This window comes from Pseudomonas orientalis (assembly GCF_002934065.1).
In the GTDB taxonomy this organism is placed as follows: Bacteria; Pseudomonadota; Gammaproteobacteria; order Pseudomonadales; family Pseudomonadaceae; genus Aquipseudomonas; species Aquipseudomonas orientalis_A.
The window spans coordinates 1,784,402-1,809,360 of sequence record NZ_CP018049.1 but is presented as its reverse complement, the minus strand read 5'-3'; the positions used below and the strand labels follow the sequence as shown (position 1 = coordinate 1,809,360).

21 protein-coding genes are annotated in these 24,959 nt (G+C 53.2%); all 21 read right to left on the bottom strand.

Translation table 11 applies throughout. The features are described 5' to 3' along the window. Positions 1–88: 88 nt before the first annotated feature. Positions 89–1,108, bottom strand: coding sequence for an MraY family glycosyltransferase (locus tag BOP93_RS08160; protein ID WP_104502209.1), 1,020 nt, complete (start codon positions 1,106–1,108; stop codon positions 89–91). Next, the gene (locus tag BOP93_RS08155; RefSeq protein ID WP_104502208.1) at positions 1,105–2,067 is read right to left on the bottom strand and encodes a UDP-glucose 4-epimerase family protein; all 963 of its coding nucleotides are present in this window, start codon (positions 2,065–2,067) and stop codon (positions 1,105–1,107) included. Before BOP93_RS08155 ends, BOP93_RS08160 begins: the two co-directional genes overlap by 4 nt. Positions 2,068–2,083: 16 nt before the next feature. Then, positions 2,084–2,998: a glycosyltransferase gene (locus BOP93_RS08150; RefSeq protein ID WP_104502207.1), complete on the bottom strand. Its 915-nt coding sequence runs from the start codon at positions 2,996–2,998 to the stop codon at positions 2,084–2,086. 5 nt (positions 2,999–3,003) lie between these two features. Further along, entirely contained in the window at positions 3,004–3,591 is a 588-nt protein-coding gene (locus tag BOP93_RS08145) for an acetyltransferase (RefSeq protein WP_104502206.1), read from the bottom strand. A gap of 13 nt (positions 3,592–3,604) precedes the next feature. Then, positions 3,605–4,609, bottom strand: a complete 1,005-nt coding sequence (locus BOP93_RS08140) for a glycosyltransferase family 2 protein (protein ID WP_157943485.1) — start codon at positions 4,607–4,609, stop codon at positions 3,605–3,607. Further along, on the bottom strand, positions 4,609–5,640 hold the full coding sequence (locus tag BOP93_RS08135; RefSeq protein ID WP_157943484.1) for an EpsG family protein: 1,032 nt from the start codon (positions 5,638–5,640) through the stop codon (positions 4,609–4,611). Before BOP93_RS08135 ends, BOP93_RS08140 begins: the two co-directional genes overlap by 1 nt. A 171-nt stretch (positions 5,641–5,811) precedes the next feature. Then, the gene (locus tag BOP93_RS08130) at positions 5,812–6,834 is read right to left on the bottom strand and encodes a polysaccharide biosynthesis protein (RefSeq protein ID WP_104502203.1); all 1,023 of its coding nucleotides are present in this window, start codon (positions 6,832–6,834) and stop codon (positions 5,812–5,814) included. 23 nt (positions 6,835–6,857) lie between these two features. Next, entirely contained in the window at positions 6,858–7,715 is an 858-nt protein-coding gene (locus BOP93_RS08125) for a dTDP-4-dehydrorhamnose reductase family protein (RefSeq protein ID WP_104502202.1), read from the bottom strand. 40 nt (positions 7,716–7,755) lie between these two features. Continuing rightward, entirely contained in the window at positions 7,756–9,264 is a 1,509-nt protein-coding gene (locus BOP93_RS08120; RefSeq protein ID WP_157943483.1) for an oligosaccharide flippase family protein, read from the bottom strand. A gap of 14 nt (positions 9,265–9,278) precedes the next feature. After that, complete coding sequence (locus BOP93_RS08115) at positions 9,279–10,490, bottom strand: glycosyltransferase family 2 protein (RefSeq protein ID WP_104502200.1); 1,212 nt, start codon at positions 10,488–10,490, stop codon at positions 9,279–9,281. Positions 10,491–10,791: 301 nt separating this feature from the next. Beyond that, on the bottom strand, positions 10,792–12,126 hold the full coding sequence (locus tag BOP93_RS08110) for a Wzz/FepE/Etk N-terminal domain-containing protein (protein ID WP_104502199.1): 1,335 nt from the start codon (positions 12,124–12,126) through the stop codon (positions 10,792–10,794). Positions 12,127–12,546: 420 nt separating this feature from the next. After that, positions 12,547–12,789, bottom strand: coding sequence for a lipopolysaccharide assembly protein LapA domain-containing protein (locus tag BOP93_RS08105; protein ID WP_104502198.1), 243 nt, complete (start codon positions 12,787–12,789; stop codon positions 12,547–12,549). A 24-nt stretch (positions 12,790–12,813) separates the two neighbouring features. Continuing rightward, entirely contained in the window at positions 12,814–13,110 is a 297-nt protein-coding gene (gene ihfB / locus BOP93_RS08100) for an integration host factor subunit beta (RefSeq protein ID WP_003189779.1), read from the bottom strand. Positions 13,111–13,242: 132 nt separating this feature from the next. Further along, entirely contained in the window at positions 13,243–13,527 is a 285-nt protein-coding gene (locus tag BOP93_RS08095) for a hypothetical protein (RefSeq protein WP_104502197.1), read from the bottom strand. A gap of 158 nt (positions 13,528–13,685) precedes the next feature. Next, on the bottom strand, positions 13,686–15,371 hold the full coding sequence (gene rpsA, locus BOP93_RS08090; RefSeq protein ID WP_065950327.1) for a 30S ribosomal protein S1: 1,686 nt from the start codon (positions 15,369–15,371) through the stop codon (positions 13,686–13,688). A 119-nt stretch (positions 15,372–15,490) separates the two neighbouring features. Next, positions 15,491–16,180 carry a (d)CMP kinase gene (gene cmk / locus BOP93_RS08085; RefSeq protein WP_012722932.1) on the bottom strand — a complete coding sequence of 230 codons (690 nt, stop codon included), beginning with the start codon at positions 16,178–16,180 and terminating at the stop codon, positions 15,491–15,493. Continuing rightward, a complete protein-coding gene (locus tag BOP93_RS08080; RefSeq protein ID WP_237140426.1) occupies positions 16,177–18,387 on the bottom strand; it encodes a bifunctional prephenate dehydrogenase/3-phosphoshikimate 1-carboxyvinyltransferase in 2,211 nt (736 codons plus the stop codon). The genes cmk and BOP93_RS08080 overlap by 4 nt, the downstream gene beginning before the upstream one ends. A gap of 28 nt (positions 18,388–18,415) precedes the next feature. Beyond that, entirely contained in the window at positions 18,416–19,528 is a 1,113-nt protein-coding gene (gene hisC, locus BOP93_RS08075) for a histidinol-phosphate transaminase (RefSeq protein ID WP_065893579.1), read from the bottom strand. A 9-nt stretch (positions 19,529–19,537) separates the two neighbouring features. Next, on the bottom strand, positions 19,538–20,632 hold the full coding sequence (gene pheA / locus BOP93_RS08070; protein ID WP_003172650.1) for a prephenate dehydratase: 1,095 nt from the start codon (positions 20,630–20,632) through the stop codon (positions 19,538–19,540). Beyond that, the gene (serC, locus tag BOP93_RS08065) at positions 20,632–21,717 is read right to left on the bottom strand and encodes a 3-phosphoserine/phosphohydroxythreonine transaminase (protein ID WP_065936287.1); all 1,086 of its coding nucleotides are present in this window, start codon (positions 21,715–21,717) and stop codon (positions 20,632–20,634) included. Before serC ends, pheA begins: the two co-directional genes overlap by 1 nt. A gap of 211 nt (positions 21,718–21,928) precedes the next feature. Continuing rightward, positions 21,929–24,583 carry a DNA gyrase subunit A gene (gene gyrA, locus BOP93_RS08060; RefSeq protein WP_065886408.1) on the bottom strand — a complete coding sequence of 885 codons (2,655 nt, stop codon included), beginning with the start codon at positions 24,581–24,583 and terminating at the stop codon, positions 21,929–21,931. Between the last annotated feature and the right edge of the window lie 376 nt (positions 24,584–24,959).

Sequence of the window (24,959 nt, the reverse complement as noted above, 5' to 3'; positions counted from 1 at the left end):
CACTAAGATTGCTCCTGCTACCAACGCGCGCCAGCGTACATTCTACGTTTACCAGACAGCTTCGTCTGAAAAATCGCGAAAAAAAAAATCAAACGACTTTCTCAAGCTCCCCAGCATGAAACTTGATAGCCAGCGCAATCAATGGGACATAAGCCAATAACAGACACGTGAATCCGTCCAACTGAAGCAACGTGACCGCCAGTGCCCAAGGTAACAACCAGAATAGGCAGATTGCTCCGACGGCAAGCGTCACCGGACGATGCGTCCCCACCGACCTTGAAGCGTACTGATAGGCATGACTGCGATGTGCTTCGTAAACCTTGTCACCGCGCAGCAGTCGTCGAAACAACGTGTATGTCGCGTCAACGATAAAAACACCCAACAGAATTAACCAGGCCCAAAGTAACTGAGATGACGTCCATGCGGCTTGAATAGAAATAATCCCGAGCACTATGCCCAGAAAGCCGCTGCCAGCGTCCCCCATAAAAATACGAGCAGGAGGAAAATTCCAAAATAGAAAACCAGCGACAGCCATCGCAAGAATAAATGGAACCCATATCAAGTAGTCGACTCCCATCAACCAATAAATCAGACACGCCCCTAAGCACGCGCAGATTGCCTGAACGCTGGCGATACCGTCTATTCCGTCCATAAAATTATATAAGTTGAGCATCCATACTAAGTAAAATGCAGCAAGTATATGTCCGATCCAACCAAAATCAATATCGACACCCACAACGTGAAGCCTCGGTAGCCCACCTAGCCAGAAAAGAGCCCAAACCGCAGCTGAAAAATGCCCAAGTAACCGCCAACGTGCTGCGATATGGCCGTGATCGTCCATGAAACCGACGATAGCAATTAACGCACCCGCGCCCGCAAGGCCGAGTGTAACGGACAAAGGCAAAATCTGGGTATATCCTAATACCCCGAGAGACAGCAAGAACGTCAGCACAATTGCGACTCCGCCTCCGCGAGGCGTCGGGACCGAGTGTGAACTCCTCACGTTTGGAATATCAATAATATTGCGAGACAAGGCGTAACGGCGCAATGCCCAAGTAAGGCTAAGAGACACTAAAAAAACGATGATAGCCCAATAACCGTACGTCATGACTTTTTAAGTTCCTTGTAGTGAACCGCCGTTGCTTTCAAAGCCGCATCAACTGATAGAGGCGGTTCCCAATGCAATAACTTCTTGGTTTTAGAAATATCAACCTGCAGGGATCCTAACAACCGTTGAGAAATGCTACTTTTTCCCAGTAGCGTTGCCGCCCCCCGTAACAGATAGTCAGGAACAGGGAAGAGACGCGCACGTTTGTTTAACGCTTGAGCCATTCTCGTAAGTAGGCCAGCTGTTGACAAATCATCGCCATCGCTTACCAAAAATATCTGGTTAGATGCACTCGGATGGCTGATACATGTGATGATCAAATCCACCAAGTTATCAAGGGCCACTAAACTCCTGCGGTTATTGATGGCCGCAAATGGCAACGGTACGCCTTTATCCATCCATCGCATCATACTTTGGAAGTTGGCCTTGACCCCTGGCCCATAGACTAACACCGGTCGAATAATTACGACGTCCATTCCGGTCTCTGCAGCTAACGCCAGCAGCCCTTTTTCGGCTTCCATTTTCGAGACACCATAAGGGTCACGAGGCGAAGGCACGTCATCCGCTTTGAATGGCGCTCCCTTCTGAGTAGATTCGCCATTTACCTTGATAGAACTGATAAAAATAAACCGCCTGATGCCGGCAGCTGCAGCCTGAGCAGCTAAATGTAACGTCCCTAAGACATTTACTTTGCGGAACTCAACAAGCGGATCAGCAGACGTATCGTTCATGACGTGAACGCGCGCTGCACAGTGCACGACCACTTCCTGACCCGCCACTGCATGCGACCAATCGAAGGCATCATCAAGCGAGTCGAACTTTACGGTCTGGACAGCTGGTGGCAAACTCGCGACCGACCGACGCAAGGCTGCAGTACATGAAAACCCCTGAGCAGCCAGGCGTTCTATTAGCGCCGCTCCCAGAAATCCAGAAGCACCAGTCACAAATACTTTAGTCATCGTCCTAAGCCCCGCACTAGTAAATACCCAAGACAATAACAATCGCCAAAAACATACGGTCTCTAAATCGACGGCGAGTACTATGGATATTTTTTATCAAAAATGACAGAGGTACCGTTCCCCTTTGGATCATGACATCGGGTAACCGAGGAAGATGCTCAGATAATAAACCTGAAATTTTAGAAATTTCATTTCTGTACCAACCAGAACGCATCAACGCCAAGCGAGCGAGTAATGGCTTAAAGCCTAAATTAGCACCGACTTGATTGTGACTATGCTGGCGGTACAAAATTTTTGAGGAAGAATCAATAAACCAGGCAATATTATTTGAACGGTACCACGCATAGATGAGCCAGTCGTGCAATGAAACCTCATTTGCCTGCGCCCAATTTTCTTGCAGAAACTGCTTGAAGCGAAGTGCCTGAGGCACACTGAAAACGTAGCCACAACCAGGCCCAGCGGCTTCAAAAATAAAATCATATTTGCGTTGCTTTTGTGATTTATCAAGAAGTGCTTGACGGCCATCAGGCCAAAAAGCGGTAACATTGCACGAGTATGCCAAACAGTCGGACGTTGAGAGTATCTGATGAGCAGTAACCAGTTTGTCGGCAATCCAGATATCATCTTGATCAGCAAACGAAACGTAATCGAAATTTCTGAAATCGACATCACGAATTAATCTAAAAAAATTCTTGGCTGCCCCGCCAAACTTCAAGCCTAACGGCAATACACGGACTCTGGCGTCGCGATGACTCAACTCCTCAAACCACTGTTCAGTCCCATCAGAAGACACATCAATACTGACGAAAAGAGTAACATCAACGCCCTGCTGATTTAAAATTGAGTCGACTTGCTCTTGCAGCCATTGAGTCCCATTGTAGGCGGCCAATAAAACTGCAACTCGCGCATTACCTGTTGACGCGTCACTCATTCCCATCACACATTCACCCAAGCTGAACTTTCTACATCATATACTTTTATAACTTTCGCGGGCGAACCCACTGCAATGCTCATAGGTGGAATGCTGCGCGTTACGACTGACATGGCGCCGACAATACTGCCCTTACCAATAGTCACTCCAGGTAACACGCAGACAAATTCGCCCAACCAGACATCGTCCTCAATAATAATAGGGGCAGAAACAATTTCACGAGTTGCCGGATTTTCAAAAGGCGACGAGTGTTTGCCACTCCCCTTGTAAACGCCATGATTGTGATCACTGATAAAGACTTTACTTGCGATCAAAACTCGATTGCCAATCTTGATTGATAGCGCACTACCAATATGAACATAGTCATTGATCTGTACATCTTCACCGATCTCGAGACAGTACCCAGGCGTGGAAGGAAATGCGTCAATTCTGCACCCTACACCGGTTGTAAAATTCTTACCCAGCTTGACATAGCGTCGGCCACGAATATAAAAGGGTCTGCGCACGATCCTCGCAACGGGATAAAATAATCGTGTATAGATGACATCAATTATCAGTTTAATAAAGCCCCAAAAACCGTAAACTTTTAGCACACTGGAAACCTTTTTAATAAGGGGAATATCCGCATAAGCCTATACCTTTGGCTACCGCGCGTAAAATCAACGGTGAGCCGCTCAATGTGAGAACGACCCTATGTTTTAACCCGAGCAACCCGCGCACATCCGCACGATTAGCATTTTTCATAATTGACGACCCACGCAGTGCCTGAAGGGTGCGTGAATAGTTCGAATAGGCTGGCATACGAAAAGCTGCCAGTACTGTCGCATGAGCTATCTGCTTGGCTGAATGGGCGAAATACAGCGTGCTATATTTTTCCCAAGCACCATTATATGCCAGGAACTGCCTCTCAAGCTCAAGCGTTTGCATGAGTGATGTAAAGAATGCCTCACCGATTGAACGGCTTGTGCTGCCATCTCGTACCAACGCGTGATAATAAACTTTTGGCACAAACGCAGTTCTGCTGGAAAAAAACGAGATAGCTCTTGAAAAATACATATCTTCACAAGCGCGTACCGGAGGAAAATTGATTCGATGTTCATTGATAAACGATCGTCGGTACAACTTATTCACAGGACTTGAGAGGACGGCGTCGTCCATCATCGCGGCTTTGAAAATCTCCTCCCCCACAAGATGTGTAAATCGAAAGCTGTCAATTTTATGCACCACTCGCTCGTTCTGATCAACGAAGTCTAAGCCGTAGTTTATAAAATCAAGCTGCTCATCGTTCATGCGCTTAATCAAGTCGGAACACAGATCTGGGTCAATCCAATCATCCGCATCGACAAAAAGCAAATACTCTCCAGACGCCGCACTCATACCCAAATTTCGCGCAACGCCTTGTCCGCTATTTTGCTGGTTTAAGATTTTGACATTGTCTGCGCCTTGGAAATATTCTTTACAAACAGCAACAGACCCATCCGTGGAGCCATCATCCACAATAATAATTTCCACGTTTGAAAACGTCTGCGCACTTAAACTTTTTAAACACCGTAGAATATAGTTTTCAACGTTATACATCGGCACAACTATGGAACACAGTGACGGCGACATCATGCTTCCTCCCAAAAAAACAAATAAGGAACAAACGGAGACGCACCATCGCCTGCACTGTCAGCAAAATTTTTCATTTTCAAAACGAACGCCAAAATAGCAACACCAATCAGTGATATCTTAGTTATCTTGCTCAATGTGACGCGCCCAGCCGACATTGACACGATAAAGAATAAGATAACCGCAAAATTTATCAACTGTAGAAACCGCAACCCCGCATAAGAGTACTGGGCCAGGCCGAACATCAAGACGGCCAAACTCAATAAAATCAAGCAGGCGGGCAACGTATTTTTACGAGTCCCCGGATCCAACATCCATATAAATAAAGACACTGCGGTTACGACCAGCGTCGACGCGCCCGAAAACAGAGAAGTTGTATACAGCCCAGAATAGCTTTCGAGTTTTGCAAGAAAATATTTATACGTTACTAACAGAACTAAAGAAAACAGCGCAGAACATGCTATTAGCACTTTCCAACGGCGGCTGTACAACACGTAAAGAATAATACCCAGCAGCCCCCCTGAGCTCTGAACTAACCCTGCCACCAATACCCAGAGTATAAATTTTAAATCCTTGCGGTCTCGTAAGTACGGCAATGCAAAATACACAATAGAGAAGGACAACCCGTATCGCACACCGTTCATGACCATATCAAAATAATATGCAGGAATCAGAAACGCACAAAAAATAAATGGCGATCGGTATTTATCAATCTTTCCGCAGATCAAAAACAATGTCGTAAACAGTCCGAGTGTTGCCAGAATCGCTCTCGGACTGTCAAAAAAGAACGACAGTAAGAGGATCAAGGCTTCGAAAAAAGGCTCAAACGTATGCGTATACTCGCCAACGGAAATAATTTTTTGAATTTCTTGAATATAAACAGCTGTGTCAATGCCCACGTCACCTCGAAGTAACGCTAGCATTGCCATCGGCAACAAACCGAGCACTAAAAAAAAACGCGGAAACCGAGTGTAGGCACCAAAGGTACTGGAAGTGACAAAAAACAATACGCTAACTACATAGTAAGGCATGTGCGAACCCATGAACTCTTAAATTGGCATCAGGCAAAGTCTATCCTGCAGATACTTTCCCTTTTTGCCATTCCCTCAGGACATTAGCGTCCTCAAAGATGGAATGACTCTGCGCCTATCAATAGGTCACGGCAGCGGCTGTCGCCGCTACCGCTGACTACCCCGTTTGCCTTACTTAGCGTGCAGGGCAAGTTCCTCCTGGATGTAATCAAGCTTTAATAGCACTTCCTTGATCTGCTCAACAGTCAAGCGATGAGTATTATGCGACGTGTAGTCTTCTGTGAGGGAAACCTCCTGTTCGCCACTCATAGAATATTTTTCGTAATTGAGATCTCGGTTGTCTGCCGGAATACGGTAGTAACGCCCCATGTCTTCGGATTTAGCCATTTCCTCACGCGAAATTAGCGACTCGTACAGTTTTTCACCGTGACGGGTACCGATAACCTTTACCTCTCCTGACTTTGAAAACAGCTCTTTCAGCGCTTGTGCGAGGTCTTCAACTGTCGAAGCAGGCGCTTTCTGAACAAAAATATCACCTTGCTCAGAGTGTTCAAACGCATGCAGCACCAAATCGACCGAGTCTTCCAGGGACATAAGAAATCTTGTCATATTCGGATCAGTTACAGTCAGAGCCTGATCATTTTTCAATTGGTTAACGAACAACGGAATTACCGATCCTCGTGAAGCCATAACATTGCCGTAACGAGTAGCGCAAATTACTGTTTCAGAGTTAGACGGGATCATTCGAGACTTGGCAATTACCAATTTCTCAGCCATCGCCTTGGATATTCCCATAGCGTTAATTGGATATACCGCTTTATCCGTGCTCAACACAACGACTCGCTTAACATTACATGCAATAGCTGCGTTGAGTAGATTTTCTGTCCCGAGAACGTTGGTCTTAACTGCCTCCATCGGGAAAAACTCACACGATGGCACTTGTTTGAGGGCCGCGGCGTGGAATACATAATCCACGCCAACCATAGCCTGAGAAATACTCGCGTAATCTCGAATATCGCCGATATGAAATTTAACTTTGTCGTTTGACAAAGCAATACGCATATCTTCCTGCTTTTTTTCATCGCGACTAAAGATGCGGATCTCTTTAACTTCCGTATCCAGAAAACGTTTGAGCACTGTATTTCCGAAGGAACCTGTCCCGCCAGTGATCATCAAAACCTTATTGTCAAACATGTGAATACCTAAATTGAGTGAGCTTAAGAAGCTGCGTGCATGTTTGCTATGAGCACATTCCAGGGCGAGGGATTATAGCCTACCGCTGAGCGAAATCGTGACGAGTCTAGTGAACGGTCAATCTTCAGCGTCTCATCCGCCACTATCACCGTTTCTTTCTTGTATTCAAGCTTGACGAGCTCCAACAACGAAAATTTGTCAATCGGATCAGCTGAAACGTGGTAAAGACCGAATATGTCGGTACGCGGAAGCACGTAATCAGCGATGACATTTGCAAGCTCATCGGTTGGAAGACCCGAAAAAATAGCTTTCGAATAACCTTTCACGGTACCAGACTGGCTCAGAAACCAGTCAACCAGAGAATTAGTCGAGTTCAACTCACGACCAATAATAGACGTACGCAGCGTGATGACGTTTTTCGAATCTATAACTTCGCCTATGTATTTCGACTTTCCATAAAGATCTTCAGCATCTGATATATCAGACTCAACGTAGCCGCCCTTGGTGCCAGAGAATACGCAATCAGTGCTGATCTGTACGAACCGAGCACCTACCAGGTCGCAAAGCTTGGCCAAACGATGAGGAAGCAAAGCGTTGATCGGTAGCGTAGCGAGCGGATCTTTTGCGCTGGAAAACTGCTTGATTAAACCAACACAGTTGATAACCACATCCGGACGTTCGTTCACGAACAACGTTGTTAACTCATCAGCATTCAACACGTCCAAATTAGAAATAAGCTTGGCTTGTTGCCCTTCATTGAAATACTTCAGTCCGGAAGGGCTACGCATTGTTCCTCGCACTTCGTAGCGAGCATCAAGGTCCATTCTCTTAAAAACGGCACTGCCCAGCATTCCCGTAACACCCAATACCAATACTTTCATCCCGACCTCTTCTCAACTCCGCCAATGCTTACGCGCAAACCTATCTGAAATGCACTAATTTCTTTCTGAAAATATACCCTCCTACCACGACGATTGCCAGTACGGACGCCGTCTCGAAGGCAAGCCCTTCGTAGGTATCCATAAAGGCAGCAGCCACAGCTTTTACCGCATAACAGATAACCACGGATGATATTAGTGTTACTGCAAAAATGCGCATTAATTCAGCATTGACTGCCTTAAGGAAAGAAAACCTCCTGGCTACCAAAATAAACGTCAAGATCGTAGAGAACACATTATAAATAAGCCAAGCATAGGCGCCTCCGATGACACCAAACTTATGCACCAATGCCGGTAACAGCAGCAACACAATTGGGATCCAGATTAAATTTAGACGCAAAGCTAAACTCGTCCACTTCGCTGCCAACTGCAATGCGAACGGGACAATCAAAACAGACTGCAGTGCTGTGCCAATTAACAAGACAGGCAAAATCTGTCCTATGCCGGTCGCAAGGTCAGGGGTAAAAAAAAGCGCAAGCAAACTTCCGCCAAAAAAATACACCGCCACACACAGCACAACCATCAAAAATGTAATTGCAGCACAGGAGACCCCGAATAAGCTCAACACTTTATACTCATCTGCAGCGTCGAGATTTATGGAGAATCTCGGAAAAAGCACTGAATTCAATGCAGTGGAAAAAATATAGGGAAATCCAGCCAATGTGCTGGCTAAGGAGTAAGCCGCATAATCTGCGAGTGATGAGTTACCACTCAGATACAACTTATCAATTTGCACAACAAAAACTGAAGTTATCGATATCAACAGAACGCCACGACTAAATCTCCACCCTCTTTTGAGATACAAAAACCTAAAAGACAGCGCGCCCAGTACGGCCGCAAACTCTTTTGATAAAACTGCGATTAACAAGATCAGATAAGTGGTTTGAATAAATACCTGAATCAGGAAATACTCTTCGACACTGCGCCAGCCCGGAAAAGCCAGCATGACCAATAGCACACCGATGGTCCTTGCCAACGAATAGGGTATGTAGAGAGCATTTAGCTTTATCTGTTGTTCTCGACCAATGAATACTCCCTGCAGGATCATCACTGGTAAATTGAGTCCAACGAACACTCCCATGCATTTTACGGAGTACTCCACCTGGGCATTCGAAAGTGCTGAAAACTTTAACCACTGCTGAACAATGGCATCTGAAAGCCCAATGATTATAAAAGTTAAAACAGCCCCAACAACCGCGAAAAATCCTACATAAGTTAATATCAAAGAACCCGACGAAGCCGAAAAACGCCTCGGCGCGCGCGCCTCCCTTACTCGACGCCACGCCAGCTGTTGTATTACATTACTGGTCAAGCCTCCTTCGAACACCATCATAACCATCACAATGGTTGAAAAAAATCCAACGAGTCCTACTGCTTCAGCGCCTAACAACCTCGACAGTAGTGGAAGTGCCGCCAAACTCGCTATTGCATAGATCATCCTTCCGGAAAGACTGGCAAACAATAACGCTCTGAGGTTGCTTCGTTTGATCACATCCTGCCCCATGATTACTTACGCAACACGGGCAGATCCGTTAATCGGGTATTCAAGTCACTGCCCGCAAGTTTTTTGCCTAGGCTTTCATCAAGCTTCTCTCGAGCCAATGCGACATTTTCTACAACGGCTATAACCTCTGAGCCATTGCTAGGACCCGGATTCAACACTCTTTTGAACTTCGCTAAGACGTATTTTCCACCCACCGAAACAATCTCACGACATACAGCCCATGTGCCGACGTTCGGCAATCCAGACTGCTTAGCGCTGCGCCAAGCCTGGTACGTTTCACGTGCATAGTCAGGATGATGAAAAAAGCACAATGCATAGAGGCGAGAAAGATTGTAACCCGTGACTGATTTACGATGCTCCAAGGTATCCCAAGCCGCATGTCCCCATACGGTTTCTACACTGAAGAACCGAGGAATGAATGTCGACCAATTGAGATTTTTGAACGGCGTCAAATGCGGGTCTTTGTCCAAACCTCCCTTATGCTTACCTGTTGCGCTACGACCGCTGTTACTGCCACCGCCGCCGCCTGGCATAGTGAACGGAAAATCGATCAGGTAATATTCTCCGCCGGTCAAACAAAGTGAAACGGCGGCCGACATATCGGGGCTTGTACCATATAACAAGGTACCGTTTAGTGCTCTGATATCATCCAACAATGAGCGTAAAACCAAACCATGATAAAGCTTTGGCATTCCGTCAGTGCCTTGGCAAGCTATCGATAGCGCCTCCTCGAGCCTTTCTTCAACGTCGTACTTGGTCAGCGAACAATCAAATTGGGACAGGTAGATACGCCCTGCATGGGCCGCACCGTAGTTTTTAGTTCTAAAATCTGGCCAGTAATACGCAGCTTTTACTTTCGGCGTGAGCATTTTTATATTTTGTTTTTTCGCATAATTTGCGATATCGATAATGTAGCTCGAAACAGTGTCATCATCACCGATCAAGCAAATATACTCACCCGTAGCTAGCTTGAGCGCCCGCTCATGATTTTCGGTCATGGATAACCGGTCCGCCCAATGGACATAAATCAATCGGCTGTCGGCGCTTTGGCCAGCCCAGGCAGCCAGCTCACAAGCATCATTGCTTGTATCATGAACAACGACTTGAATCTCGCTGGAAGCTATACTTAGCAAACTTTCAATACAAGAAATCGCATATTTAGACCGATTATGGGTAGCAATTACAATGGAAACCAAATAATCAACATTACTCATTTAAATACCCATAAACACAATTGTGCGACCTTAGAAAAACACCACCCCTCCAAAATTTTTTGGTGGATGCCGTATACGGACTCCTGCCTACCGAGGGCCCTGACCAGAAATCTCCCTCACTGATATCAAAGCCAGTCAACATCGGTGCGGTTTTTTTGAGAATAATTTTGTAGTCCAGCAATGATCAGCAACCCGGCCATCGGATCGCCGATCGCAAAATCCAGGCGTGAAAAACAACACTGCACCGAGCTCAACGCTTCGACAACTAAGCGCCATCTGAGTTTCACGCAATGTGAGCGCGTCAAAAACGTCGCCTACCGTCATCTTCGGTCAGCGCAGCTTTAGACATATTCACTTGAGTGGCGGAGGCCGAATTTCTAGAAACAAGATACCGACAGACCACCACCAGTAGCGCAAGCAAGCCGCCCAACAAAACACCGAGTAGGACGATGAGTATCCTTTTTGGCTTGATAGGTGCCAACGGCTCGAGCGCGAGCTTATCGACATTTACCAGCTTAATCCTGCTCATATCTATATTCAGAGCCTGAAGACGAGCCATTTCGGAACGAAGCGGCTGGACCCCTACCAAAAAGAGATCCTCTTTTTTACGCTGACTCAGCACCTCCACCTCGCGATTCGCTTGGAGAAGCTGAAGTTCTTTAGCAATCTGCGCAATTCGGCCCTCTGTAAAATCATCGGATTTTCGCTTAACAAGAGCCGCCCGTTCTGCCTCCAATGCATCAACTCCCATAAAGTAAAGTGGTGTTTGCTGATTGTTGATCTCGGTGCGCATCGTGGTCGCAGACGCAAGCTTTTCTACGTCCCCCATGGCTGAAGGCGTTGTAGGCTTTTTGATTCCCAGCGACGCAGCTATTCCGATAGCTTCGCCAAGTTGAGCCATTCGGTCGGCGCGCTGAGCTTTCAGCTGATTGCGTAATGCCTTAAGTTCATCTTGCAGTTGAGCACGCTTTAAATTATCAGCCTCGCGGAGCGATTCAATTCGAGCCTCTTTTTCAATATCATAATTCGCTCGCGCGGCGGCTAGCTTACCGTTGAGTTCACCTAACCGGTTCTTGACAATCACGTCCATATCGGCAGCTATCTGATGACGCTCCTCCTCAATAGCGTAATCGACAAAACCGTTGAGAATACTTACGCCATCCACCCCTTTGGGGTAGGTCATCTCAATTCGTACATTCGCACTGAGCGAGTCCATTTTAGTGGGGTCGGGCGAAATCAATTCAATCGAATTACGGTTGAATTCTTCAAAGCTCTGCTCAAGGGTTTGGCCTGGTCGCACGAAACGTTCAAATAGCTTCTGATTAGCTCGAAAAAAACCTAACCGAGTGTCGTAAGACTCAAGAGATGCCCCCACTTTGATCAATGCCTCACTGGGAGGGAGCTTGTAAACCTCTGAGCGATTAAGCGCATCGAGTTCGTTAAGCGCGGCAGGCTTCAATACACTGCTGATTTGATACTGAGGGGTTGCCAGAAATGCATAACATGCAGCTACCAGACCGAAACCAATCGCGGCGAGCATGATGATTTTCTTTTTTTGCCATACGGCGCTTAGGAGCGCGGCGAGATCGATTTCACCAGACGAAGGTACCGGAGGGACGCGGAAGCTACTACTCACAACAAAGACCTGCCTTCAAAGAGAAACTGCGGGCTCGTTATGCAGACATGATTGCGTGTTTTTTTATTTTAATTGCATGATCGCCAAAACCAGCGTCTCTGCTAAATTTTGAGCGCACAAAATGCCTGTTATCGAGAACAGATTCCATTCTGCCATCTCTCTGGCATATTACAAGCCTTCACTTGTATGTAGGACTAATCCTATCCGCTCAACGAAACCGCCTTATCCCTGTGAAGCTAGCAGTGAATCCTAAAGCGACGATGGCACAAAATTAATTGCTGGTTGCGCGCGTCTCATACAGGCTCATAGCCATACCTACGCAAAACGTTGAATACGGCGAAGGCGCTGGTTCGAATGCTGTATCTGACAGATGGTCACGTATGGACAGCGTCCATAGCACTTGACAGGAGAACGTCAAACTTAAATTCGACCACTCACGGCTGTCCTCCGCCGCTGCCTGCACACAAATACTCCCAGCACCGGCCCAATCACCATCCCCACAATCAAAGCGGCCACCACAAACACCGCTACCGGCATCTGCGCAGTACTCCAACCCAGGAACGTCAACGCAACACCCTGCTGGTTCTCCAGCACAAACGCCAAAACAACCAACGCTGCAAGCACTGCAATCAATACCGCAACAACGCGCTTAACCCCACGCATAAGCTTCTCCTACCCCAAAAACACTCAGACGCCCTCTTCCTCTTCTTCGTTCACCCGATCGCGCAACTCCTTGCCCGGCTTGAAGTGAGGAACGAACTTGCCATCGAGACTGACGGATTGGCCGGTTTTTGGGTTACGGCCAACGCGCGGCGCGCGGTAATGGAGAGAGAAGCTGCCAAAGCCGCGGATCTCGATACGATCTCCGGTCGCCAGGCATTGGGACATTTGCTCAAGCATGGTCTTGATAGCCAGCTCCACATCCTTGGATGAGAGCAGCCCTTGATGGGTGACAATTCGTTCGATCAACTCCGACTTCGTCATATTTTTCCCTTCTTTTTCAAGCAGCTAGGAAAAGCGCTTCGAAGGTTTTAGCATGACTTGATGAATTTGAACAGCCTGTATATCAAGTTATCTTCGAGCTGAATAGACGCCCGTCATGAACACACAGAAACCTTAATTGCAGATCACTAACATCGTCCGCGTGACTGCGCCGGCTGGGTTCCAGCCGAATGGGTAATCGCCCTCTTCATCCGCAGCATCACTGGATCGGGTAATGACTTTATAGCCCTGCATTTTGCATTCGCGAGCAGCGCGCTTTTCGCACTTCTCCCATTTGTTACCCAGACCAGAGCAGTCGACCTCTATGCCGCTGACGCCTCGCTTGGCATGGGTCTTAGCGCTGGTGCTGGAGCAACCCGCAAGTACGATCAATGCAAGTATCAAGATAATCCTGTTCATTCAAACCCTTATCGTATCAGTAACGCGACATGTCTTTTAAAGACTATAGCCAGTTCTGACCACAGGCTGAATGCCTTGGTTCGAGGATGTTAATTCATCAAATTTCAGGCACAAAAAAGGGCGACCGAAGTCGCCCTTTTTCTACAGCCTTACAGAACTTAGTTCTGCTTAGCCATTGCTTCGCGCAGCAGGGAGGCCATGGTGGTCTCGCCAGTTGCAGCTTCCGGAGCGGATTTCAGGCTCTGGATAGCTTCTTTCTCTTCCACTTCGTCTTTCGACTTGATGGAGAGTTGGATTACGCGGCTCTTGCGGTCAACGCTGATGATCTTGGCTTCTACTTCCTGGCCTTCTTTCAGAACGTTGCGCGCGTCTTCAACGCGGTCACGGCTGATTTCGGAGGCTTTCAGAGTCGCTTCGATATCGTCGGCCAGGGTGATGATGGCGCCTTTGGCGTCAACTTCTTTCACTGTACCTTTAACGATGGCGCCTTTGTCATTCTCTTGTACGTACTCGGAGAACGGATCGCTTTCCAGTTGCTTGATGCCCAGGGAGATGCGCTCGCGCTCTGGGTCAACCGACAGGATAACGGTGTCCAGCTCGTCGCCCTTCTTGAAACGACGAACAGCTTCTTCGCCAACTTCGTTCCAGGAGATGTCGGACAGGTGAACCAGGCCGTCGATGCCGCCGTCCAGACCAATGAAGATACCGAAATCGGTGATCGACTTGATGGTGCCGGAGATTTTATCGCCCTTGTTGAACTGGCCAGAGAAATCTTCCCATGGGTTAGATTTGCACTGCTTGATGCCCAGGGAGATACGACGACGCTCTTCGTCGATGTCCAGAACCATAACTTCCACTTCGTCGCCGACTTGTACGACTTTCGAAGGGTGGATGTTCTTGTTGGTCCAGTCCATTTCGGAAACGTGTACCAGGCCTTCCACGCCTTCTTCCAGCTCAGCGAAGCAGCCGTAGTCGGTCAGGTTGGTAACACGCGCGGTCACGCGGGTGCTTTCTGGGTAACGGGCTTTGATAGCGACCCATGGATCTTCACCCAGTTGCTTCAGGCCCAGGGAAACACGGTTGCGTTCGCGATCGTATTTCAGAACCTTGACATCGATCTCGTCGCCAACGTTGACGATTTCCGATGGATGCTTGATACGCTTCCAAGCCATGTCGGTAATGTGCAGCAGGCCATCGACGCCACCCAGATCGACGAATGCGCCGTAATCGGTGAGGTTCTTGACGATACCTTTGACTTGTTGGCCTTCCTGCAGGGATTCCAGCAGAGCTTCACGCTCGGCGGAGTTCTCTGCTTCCAGGACGCTGCGACGGGAAACGACAACGTTGTTGCGTTTCTGGTCGAGCTTGATGACCTTGAATTCGAGTTCCTTGCCTTCCAGGTGCGTGGTGTCGCGCACAGGACGAACGTCGACCAAAGAACCTGGCAGGAACGCACGGATGCCGTTAACGTCGACAGTGAAGCCGCCTTTAACCTTACCGTTGATAACGCCCTTGACCACTTCTTCAGCTGCGAAGGCTGCTTCGAGAACAATCCAGCATTCAGCGCGCTTGGCTTTTTCACGGGACAGCTTGGTTTCACCGAAACCGTCTTCAACCGAGTCCAGAGCAACGTGAACTTCGTCACCGACATTGATTGTCAGATCACCAGCATCGTTGTAGAACTGTTCCAGCGGGATCAGAGCTTCAGACTTCAGACCAGCGTGAACGGTTACCCAGCGAGCTTGGTAATCGATATCAACGATAACACCGGTGATGATGGAGCCTGCCTGAAGGTTCAGGGTTTTTAGGCTTTCTTCAAAGAGTTCCGCAAAGCTTTCGCTCATTTTAATTCCTGTTGATAAGGGCGAAGAATACGCCCATCTCCACACCCCAGACGGTATGGGTCAGTTTCAATTAGAAGAAGCACCGCAGGACTATGACTGGTCCCCTGCAGCCTTCTTGGTCACCCGGCGATATCGCGAATGGCGATCTCGCTCATGATGCGTTCCAGCACCTGCTCGATGGACAACTCCGTGGAATCCAGCTGTATGGCGTCAGCCGCCGGCTTGAGCGGGGCTACCGCACGCTGGGTATCACGCTCATCGCGTGCACGGATCTCATCTAGCAGACTCGACAGACTAACACCATCGACTTTGCCCTTCAACTGCAAGTAACGGCGGCGAGCACGTTCCTCGGCGCTGGCGGTCAGGAAAATCTTCAGCGGTGCCTCTGGAAACACCACCGTGCCCATGTCACGGCCGTCGGCGACCAGGCCCGGCGGCTCCTGAAACGCGCGCTGGCGCTGCAGCAATGCATCACGCACGGCGGGCAACGCGGCAACCTGGGAGGCCCAGGAACCGACTTGCTCGTTACGCAGGTCGTCGGTCACGTCGTCGCCTTCAAGGATGATCCGCTGGGGATGACCTTCCGTCGCGCCGACGAACTGGACGTCAAGGTGCGCCGCCAGCAGCTTCAGGGATTCTTCGTTGGTCAGGTCGACGCCATGGTTGCGCGCAGCGAAGGCCAGCAGGCGATACAGCGCGCCGGAATCGAGCAGGCACCAGCCCAGACGCTTGGCCAGAATGCCGGCGATCGTGCCTTTGCCCGAGCCGCTTGGCCCATCGATGGTAATCACCGGTGCTTTGATATTCACAATTGAGCCTCTTGGGCTACACGCATGCCGACATGGGCACACAGTGTAAGAAAGTTCGGAAAAGATGTAGCAACGTTGGCGCAGTCACGGATACGAATCGGCGCCGCCGCTCGCAACGACGCCACGCTCAATGCCATGGCGATGCGGTGATCGCCATGGGCATGCACGTCGCCGCCGCCTATCGGGCCGCCATCAATGATAATCCCATCAGATGTCGGTTCACACTTCACACCCAGCGCCAACAGACCGTCGGCCATGACCTGGATGCGATCGGATTCCTTCACCCGCAGCTCCTCGGCACCGCGCAACACGGTGCGCCCCTCGGCGCAGGCGGCGGCGACGAACAGCACGGGAAATTCATCGATCGCCAGCGGCACCAGCGCTTCGGGAATCTCGATGCCTTTGAGCACAGCGGCGCGTACACGCAAGTCGGCCACCGGCTCGCCACCCACTTCACGCGGGTTTTCCAGGGTAATGTCCGCGCCCATCAGGCGCAGGATATCGATCACCCCGGTGCGGGTCGGATTGATACCGACATGTTCGAGCAACAACTCGGAACCCTCGGCAATCGTGGCCGCCACCAGGAAAAATGCCGAGGAGGAAATATCCCCCGGCACTTCTATATGGGTAGCGGTCAACGTATGCCCGGATTCGACCGACGCCGTCGCGCCCTCCACGGTCACCGGGCAACCAAAACCGCGCAGCATGCGCTCGGTGTGGTCGCGGGTCGGTGCAGGCTCGGTCACTGCGGTTTTACCTTCGGCATACAGTCCGGCCAGCAACACACAGGATTTCACCTGGGCACTGGCCATCGGCAGTACATAATTGATGCCTTTGAGCGCCTGACCACCGTGAATGGTCAGCGGCGGACACCCTTGCGGCCCGGTCTCAATCACTGCGCCCATGTCCCGCAACGGCTTGGCCACGCGGCTCATCGGACGCCTGGACAGCGACGCATCGCCCGTCAGCACGCTGTCGAAGCGCTGCGCCGCCAGCAGCCCGGACAACAGGCGCATGGACGTGCCGGAATTACCCAGGTAGATCGGCCCCGGCGCCGGCTTCAAGCCATGCAGGCCCACGCCATGAATTGTCACTCGCCCATGGTGCGGTCCTTCGATCACCACGCCCATGTCGCGAAACGCCTGCAAGGTCGCCAGAGCGTCCTCACCTTCAAGGAAGCCCTCCACTTCGGTCACGCCATCAGCCAATGAGCCCAGCATGATCGAGCGATGGGAGATCGACTTGTCGCCCGGCACCCGAATGCGCCCGCTCAAGCGGCCACCTGGACGGGCGATGAAGGTCAGTTCGTCGGCATTCACCGCGGTTTCCATATAGGCGCGCCGCGCCAGGATCTTGCTGAAGTGTTCACGCGCCACCCGCGCACGGGTGAACACACCCAAGAGTTGATGGCCATCGCCTGCATCCACGGCGTCGCGCAAGGCGTCGAGGTCGCTGCGGAAGGTATCGAGGGTACGCAACACCGCTTCACGATTGGCGAGGAAGATGTCGTGCCACATCACCGGGTCGCTGCCGGCAATCCGCGTGAAGTCGCGGAAGCCGCCGGCGGCATAGCGGAAAATCTCCAGGTTCTCGTTGCGCTTGGCCAATGAATCCACCAGGCCGAATGCCAACAGGTGCGGCAGATGGCTGGTCGCCGCCAGCACTTCGTCATGACGCTCGACCTGCATGTGCTCCACATCCGCGCCCAGCTCGCGCCACAGCCGGTCCACCACGGCCAGGGCCGCAGGATCGGTCTGCGCAAGCGGAGTCAGGATCACTTTGTGCCGACGAAACAGCTGCGCATTGGACGCTTCCACTCCGCTCTGCTCGGAACCGGCAATCGGATGTCCCGGCACGAAGCGCGGCGGCATTTCGCCAAACGCCACTTGCGCCGCGCGCACCACGTTGCCCTTGGCGCTGCCGACATCCGTGAGGATCGCGCCGCCCAAGTCCAGGCCGGCCAAAATCGCCAACAGCTTTTCCATGGCCAGGATCGGCACGGCCAGCTGGATGACGTCGGCGCCCCGGCATGCGATGGCCAGGTCCGCCTCACAGCGATCCACCACCCCAAGCTCAACCGCCAGCTTGCGCGACTGCGGGTCCAGGTCCACGCCGACCACTTCGCCGCACAGGCCGCTCTCGCGCAGGCCTTTGGCGAAGGATCCACCGATCAACCCAAGACCGACCACCACCAGGCGACCGATCATAGGCACAGCAGGTTGCAGTGCAGTGAAATCAACCACGAGCCAGAACCTTGGCCAACGCCTCCAGGAAGCGGCTGTTCTCAGCCGGCAAACCGATGGTGACGCGCAGGTGATTGGGCATGCCGTAATTGGCCACCGGGCGCACGATCACGCCTTCGCGCAGCAAACCCTGAAAGACCGGGGCGGCTACCTGGCCGAGGTCGACGCAGATAAAGTTGCCCCTGGACGCAATCCAGCCCAGGCCCAACTCGCGAAAACCGTCCTGCAATTGCTGCATGCCGCGCTCGTTGAGGCGACGGCTTTCCTCGAGGTAATCGGCATCGTTCAACGCCGCGCAGGCCGCCGCCAGGGCCAGGCTGTTGACGTTGAACGGTTGGCGCACGCGGTTCAGCACATCGGCGACTACCGCGCTGGACAAGCCATAGCCAACCCGCAGCGACGCCAGGCCATAGGCCTTGGAGAAGGTGCGCGACACCAGCAGGTTCGGATAGGCCGCCAGGAAGGCCAGGCCATCCGGCAGGTCGCTGCCTTCGGCGTACTCGATATAAGCCTCGTCCAGCACCACGAGGACGTGCTCGGGCACGTCCTGCAGGAATTCGTTCAAGGCCTGCTCATCGAACCAGGTGCCCGTCGGGTTATTCGGGTTGGCGATAAACACCACGCGGGTTTGCGCATCGATTGCGGCCAGCATCGCCGGCAGATCGTGGCCCCAGTCCTTTGCCGGAATCACCCGCGCATCGGCGCCTACGGCCTGGGTGACGATCGGGTAGACCGCAAATGCATGCTCGCTGAACACCGCGTTCAGGCCCGGTGCCAGGTAGGCCCGGCCGACCAGCTCGAGGATGTCGTTGGAGCCGTTGCCCAGGGTCACCTGGTTCAGCTCGACCCGACACTTTTGCGCCAGCAACGACTTGAGGGCAAAGCCGTTGCCGTCGGGATAACGGGTCAGCTCCGCCAACTCTTCCCGAATCGCCGCCAACACTTTGGGGCTCGGGCCCAGCGGGTTTTCGTTACTCGCCAGCTTGACGATTTTGGACGGGTCCAGATTCAACTCACGCGCCAACTCGTCCACAGGCTTGCCCGGAACGTAAGGCGAGAGTTGTTGCACGCCCGGCTGCGCCAGGGCGAGGAAGTTGCCACTCATGTCAAAGCCTCACAAAACCGCTTTCGGGTAAGAGCCCAGCACCTTGAGTGCCACGGCCTCCTGGCTGATTTTCTCCAGTACACCTTTGACCAGTGGGTCACGGTGATGCCCGATGAAGTCGATAAAGAACACGTAGGTCCATTTACCGCTGCGCGAAGGACGCGTCTCGATGCGCGTCAGGTCAATCCCGTTGTCGTGGAACGGCACCAGCAGCTCATGCAGCGCACCGGGCTTGTTGCTCATGGAGACGATGATGGAGGTCTTGTCGTCGCCGGTGGGCGGCACTTCCTGGCTGCCGATCATCAGGAAGCGCGTGGAGTTGTCCGGACGGTCCTCGATTTTCTCGGCCAGGCGCGTGAGCCCGTACAGGCCAGCCGCCATATCGCCGGCAATCGCCGCCGAGTTCCACTCGCCCTTGACCCGCTTGGCCGCCTCGGCATTGCTGGAGACCGCCACGCGCTCGACGTTCGGGTAATGGGCGTCCAGCCACTTGCGGCACTGAGCCAGGGACTGGGCGTGGGAATAGATACGGCTGATGCTGTCGGTCTTGGTGTTTTCGCCCACCAGCAGGTGGTGGTGGATGCGCAGCTCGACCTCGCCACAGATCACCATGTCGTGTTCCAGGAAGCTGTCCAGCGTGTGGTTGACCGCGCCTTCGGTGGAGTTTTCCACCGGCACCACGCCAAAATTCACCGCACCGGCCGCCACTTCGCGGAACACTTCGTCGATCGCCGCCATTGGCTTGCTGATCACGGCATGGCCGAAATGTTTCATGGCCGCCGCTTGGGTGAAGGTGCCTTCCGGGCCGAGGTACGCCACTTTCAGCGGCTGCTCCAGCGCCAGGCACGAGGACATGATTTCACGGAACAACCGCGCCATCTCTTCGTTGCCCAGCGGCCCCTTGTTGCGCTCCATCACGCGCTTGAGCACCTGAGCCTCGCGCTCGGGCCGGTAGAACACCGGCACCTCGCCTTCCGCCAGGGACGCCATTTTCACCCGGGCCACTTCCTGGGCGCAGCGTGCGCGCTCGCTGATCAGCTCGAGGACTTTCTCGTCCAGGCTGTCGATGCGTACCCGCAGGGCCTTGAGTTCTTGCTCAGACATTAGCCGTGTTCCTTTTCGAACTCTGCCATGTAGGCAACCAGCGCGTTGATGGCGTGGATGTCGACGGCGTTGTAGATGGAGGCGCGCATGCCACCGACCGAACGGTGACCCTTGAGGTTCAGCAGGCCGCGCTCGTCGGCACCGGCCAGGAACGGCTTGTCCAGGCGGTCGTCAGCCAGGCGGAATGGCACGTTCATCCATGAGCGATTGGCGAGGTTGATCGGGTTGCTGTACAGGCCGCTGGCGTCGATGAAGTCGTACAAGGTGCGCTTCTTCACTTCGTTGAGCTTGCCCATGGCAGCCACGCCGCCCTGCTCCTTGAGCCATTCGAACACCAGGCCGGACAGGTACCAGGCGAATGCCGGCGGGGTGTTGTACATCGAGCCATTATCGGCCGCGACCTTGTAGTTGAGCATGGTCGGGCACACCGAGCGCGCGCGGCCGAGCAGGTCTTCGCGGATGATATTGACCAGGATGCCGCTCGGGCCGATGTTTTTCTGCGCACCGGCGTAGATCATGCCGTACTTGGACACATCGATGGGGCGCGAGAGGATGTCCGAGGACATGTCGCACACCAGTGGGACATCGCCCACTTGCGGCACCCAGTCGAATTGCAGGCCGCCGATGGTTTCATTGGCGACGTAGTGCACGTAGGCCGCATCCTTGGACAGATTCCATTCGTTCTGACCAGGAATGGCGAAGTAGTCATAAGGCTTGGCGGTGCCTGCCACATTGACATGACCGTAGCGGGAGGCTTCTTCAATGGCCTTCTGACCCCAGATACCGGTGTCGATATAGTCGGCCGTGCCGCCTTCGGGCAGCAGGTTCAGCGGGATCTGGGCGAACTGCTGGCTCGCGCCGCCCTGCAGGAACAGCACTTTGTAGTGGGAGGGGATGTCCAGCAAGTCGCGCAGATCCTGCTCGGCCTTGGTGGCGATGGACACGAACTCATCGCTGCGATGGCTCATTTCCATCACGGAGAGGCCTTTTCCATGCCAGTCGAGGAGTTCAGCCTGCGCGCGCTGCAGGACTGCTTCAGGAAGCGCCGCGGGACCGGCACAGAAGTTATAGGCTCTCTTGCTCACATCCAATCTCTCTGATCTGGTGGGACTGAAATCAAACACTGCTGGGGCGAGCTTGCTCGCGAAAAACCCGATAGCGCAAGGGCGTATCAGGCAGCCCGCGTCATCGTTGGCGATTTTCGCGAGCAAGCTAGCTCCTACAGGGGGCGGCGTTATATTTCAAAGGGGACAAACAACAAGGGGGCGAATCTTCATCCGCCCCCTGTGTGTCCGCTTATTCCTGCGGTTCTTCTTCGTCTGCGGCAGCATCGAGGGTTGGCTCGTCGACGTTGTCATCGCCGGCTGCGATCACCTCGCCGTCGAATTCCTCACCTTCGAGCGCTTCGCCCTCAACTTCCGAAGGCTCCTGCACACGCTCAAGGCCGACCAGTTTTTCATCCTTGGCCAGCTTGATCAGGGTCACGCCCTGGGTGTTACGGCCCAGGCTCGATACTTCCGCCACGCGGGTACGGACCAGGGTGCCCTGGTCGGAAATCAACATGATCTCCTCGCCGTCGAGCACCTGCACCGCGCCGACCAGACGGCCGTTGCGGTCGTTGCTGACCATGGCAATCACGCCCTGGCCGCCACGCTTGTACTCCGGGAACTCGCTGATGGCGGTGCGCTTGCCGTAGCCACGCTCGGAAGCGGTAAGGATCTGGCTGCCTTCTTCCGGGATCAACATGGAGATCAGCTTCTGCCCTTCCGGCAGGCGCATGCCGCGCACGCCGCGGGCGGTACGGCCCATGGCGCGAACGTCGGACTCCTTGAAGCGCGTGACCTTGCCGCCGTCGGAGAACAGCATGACTTCGCGCTCGCCATCGGTGATCGCGGCAGAGATCAGCACGTCGCCTTCATCCAGTTCCAGGGCGATCAGGCCCACACTGCGTTGACGGCTGAAGGATTCCAGCGGGGTCTTCTTCACGGTGCCCATGGCGGTGGCCATGAAGATGAAGTGACCTTCGGTGTATTCCTCGACCGGCAGCATGGTGGTGATGTATTCATCACTGTCCAGCGGCAGCAGGTTGACCAGTGGACGCCCACGGGCGGCACGGGAGGCTTCCGGGATTTCGTAGGTTTTCAGCCAGTACACCTTGCCCTTGCTGGAGAACAGCAGCAGCGTGGTGTGGCTGTTGGCGACCAGCAGGTGAGCGATGTAGTCCTCATCCTTGACGCCGGTAGCCGATTTACCTTTACCGCCACGACGCTGGGCCTGGTACGCCGCCAACGGCTGGGTCTTGGCATAGCCACCGTGGGAGATGGTCACCACACGCTCTTCTTCCGGGATCATGTCACCCAGGGTCAGGTCGAGGCGCGCATCGAGGATTTCGGTGCGGCGCACGTCGCCGTATTCGGCGCGGATCACTTCGAGTTCTTCGCGGATCACTTCCATCAGGCGCACGGCGCTGTTGAGGATGCGGATCAGCTCGCCGATCTGGTTGAGAATCTCCTGGTACTCGGCCAGCAGCTTCTCGTGCTCCAGCCCGGTCAGGCGGTGCAGGCGCAGTTCCAGGATGGCCTGGGCCTGTTCCGGCGACAGGAAATACTTGCCGTCACGCAGGCCGTATTGCGGGTCCAGGGTCTCAGGGCGGCAGGAATCAGCGCCGGCGCGTTCAACCATGGCCACCACGGCACTGGATTCCCACGGCATCTTGATCAGGGCTTCCTTGGCTTCCGACGGCGTCGGCGATGCCTTGATCAGGGCGATTACCGGGTCGATGTTCGACAGCGCAACCGCCTGGCCTTCCAGGATGTGGCCGCGCTCGCGGGCCTTGCGCAATTCGAACACGGTACGACGGGTGACCACTTCACGGCGGTGACGGACGAAGGCTTCCAGCAGATCCTTGAGGTTCAGGATGCGTGGGCGGCCATCGATCAGGGCAACCACGTTGATGCCAAACACGCTTTGCAGCTGGGTCTGGGCGTACAGGTTGTTGAGGATCACCTCGGGCACTTCGCCACGACGCAGCTCGATGACTACGCGCATACCGTCCTTGTCGGACTCGTCGCGCAGTTCGGTGATGCCTTCGAGCTTCTTCTCTTTAACCAGCTCGGCGATCTTTTCGATCAGGCGCGCTTTGTTCAGCTGGTACGGCAGTTCGGTGATGACGATCTGCTGGCGGCCACCGACCTTGTCGATGTCCTCGATGATCGAGCGGGCGCGCATGTAAATGCGCCCGCGACCGGTGCGGTAGGCTTCGATGATGCCGGCGCGACCGTTGATGATCGCGGCGGTCGGGAAGTCCGGGCCGGGGATGTATTGCATCAGCTCATCGACGGTCAGCTCAGGGTTGTCGATGAGGGCCAGGCAACCATCGATGACTTCACCGAGGTTGTGCGGCGGGATGTTGGTGGCCATGCCCACGGCGATACCGCTGGAACCGTTGACCAGCAGGTTGGGAATACGGGTGGGCATGACGGCCGGGATCATTTCGGTGCCGTCGTAGTTCGGCACCCAGTCCACGGTTTCTTTATGCAGGTCGGCCAGCAGCTCGTGCGCCAGCTTGGTCATGCGCACTTCGGTGTATCGCATGGCCGCGGCGTTGTCGCCGTCGACCGAACCGAAGTTGCCCTGGCCGTCTACCAGCAGGTAGCGCAGGGAAAACGGCTGGGCCATCCGAACGATGGTGTCGTACACCGCAGTGTCGCCGTGGGGGTGATACTTACCGATCACGTCACCGACAACACGGGCAGATTTCTTGTACGGCTTGTTCCAGTCGTTACCCAGCTCGCTCATCGCGAACAGCACACGCCGGTGCACGGGCTTCAAGCCGTCGCGCGCATCAGGCAGTGCCCGACCGACAATGACGCTCATCGCGTAGTCGAGGTAGGACTGTTTCAGCTCGTCTTCGATATTGACCGGGAGGATTTCTTTGGCCAGTTCGCCCATGAGAAGCCTGATTCCTTTTTCGGGTGAAACTTCGTTACATCCATTCGGGACGAACAAAGCTCGCCGCTGCCGGCACGGTGCCTGACAACGACTTACGACAAATCAACGAGTTATGACACGGATCTGCACGTTATGGACCACCCCTCGGGGCAGCCCTGGAAACCGCCGGATGTTATCACAATCGCCGCCACGCACCTATCCCCCTGATGCGCATGGAGGATAGTAATTTGATGAATGACAGGCTTGAGGGGGACGAGAGAGGCTCAGAGGTGGGGTGGTGCTGTTTTTTGAGGCTGGATCCGGGACTTTTATTGACTTTGAGGGCCAATCGGGGGCAAGCCCCCTCCCACATGTTGACCGTGTTCACAATCCAAGT

Coding starts and splice junctions, on each gene's coding strand:
- BOP93_RS08150 (WP_104502207.1), bottom strand. CDS start 2,998: ATGAGTGACGCGTCAACAGGTAATGCGCGAGTTGCAGTTTTATTGGCC.
- BOP93_RS08155 (WP_104502208.1), bottom strand. CDS start 2,067: ATGACTAAAGTATTTGTGACTGGTGCTTCTGGATTTCTGGGAGCGGCG.
- BOP93_RS08135 (WP_157943484.1), bottom strand. CDS start 5,640: ATGCCTTACTATGTAGTTAGCGTATTGTTTTTTGTCACTTCCAGTACC.
- BOP93_RS08125 (WP_104502202.1), bottom strand. CDS start 7,715: ATGAAAGTATTGGTATTGGGTGTTACGGGAATGCTGGGCAGTGCCGTT.
- pheA (WP_003172650.1), bottom strand. CDS start 20,632: ATGTCTGAGCAAGAACTCAAGGCCCTGCGGGTACGCATCGACAGCCTG.
- BOP93_RS08105 (WP_104502198.1), bottom strand. CDS start 12,789: ATGCGTGGGGTTAAGCGCGTTGTTGCGGTATTGATTGCAGTGCTTGCA.
- BOP93_RS08115 (WP_104502200.1), bottom strand. CDS start 10,490: ATGAGTAATGTTGATTATTTGGTTTCCATTGTAATTGCTACCCATAAT.
- rpsA (WP_065950327.1), bottom strand. CDS start 15,371: ATGAGCGAAAGCTTTGCGGAACTCTTTGAAGAAAGCCTAAAAACCCTG.
- BOP93_RS08140 (WP_157943485.1), bottom strand. CDS start 4,609: ATGTCGCCGTCACTGTGTTCCATAGTTGTGCCGATGTATAACGTTGAA.
- BOP93_RS08160 (WP_104502209.1), bottom strand. CDS start 1,108: ATGACGTACGGTTATTGGGCTATCATCGTTTTTTTAGTGTCTCTTAGC.
- gyrA (WP_065886408.1), bottom strand. CDS start 24,583: ATGGGCGAACTGGCCAAAGAAATCCTCCCGGTCAATATCGAAGACGAG.
- BOP93_RS08130 (WP_104502203.1), bottom strand. CDS start 6,834: ATGTTTGACAATAAGGTTTTGATGATCACTGGCGGGACAGGTTCCTTC.
- hisC (WP_065893579.1), bottom strand. CDS start 19,528: ATGAGTGGCAACTTCCTCGCCCTGGCGCAGCCGGGCGTGCAACAACTC.
- BOP93_RS08080 (WP_237140426.1), bottom strand. CDS start 18,387: ATGATCGGTCGCCTGGTGGTGGTCGGTCTTGGGTTGATCGGTGGATCC.
- ihfB (WP_003189779.1), bottom strand. CDS start 13,110: ATGACGAAGTCGGAGTTGATCGAACGAATTGTCACCCATCAAGGGCTG.
- BOP93_RS08095 (WP_104502197.1), bottom strand. CDS start 13,527: ATGAACAGGATTATCTTGATACTTGCATTGATCGTACTTGCGGGTTGC.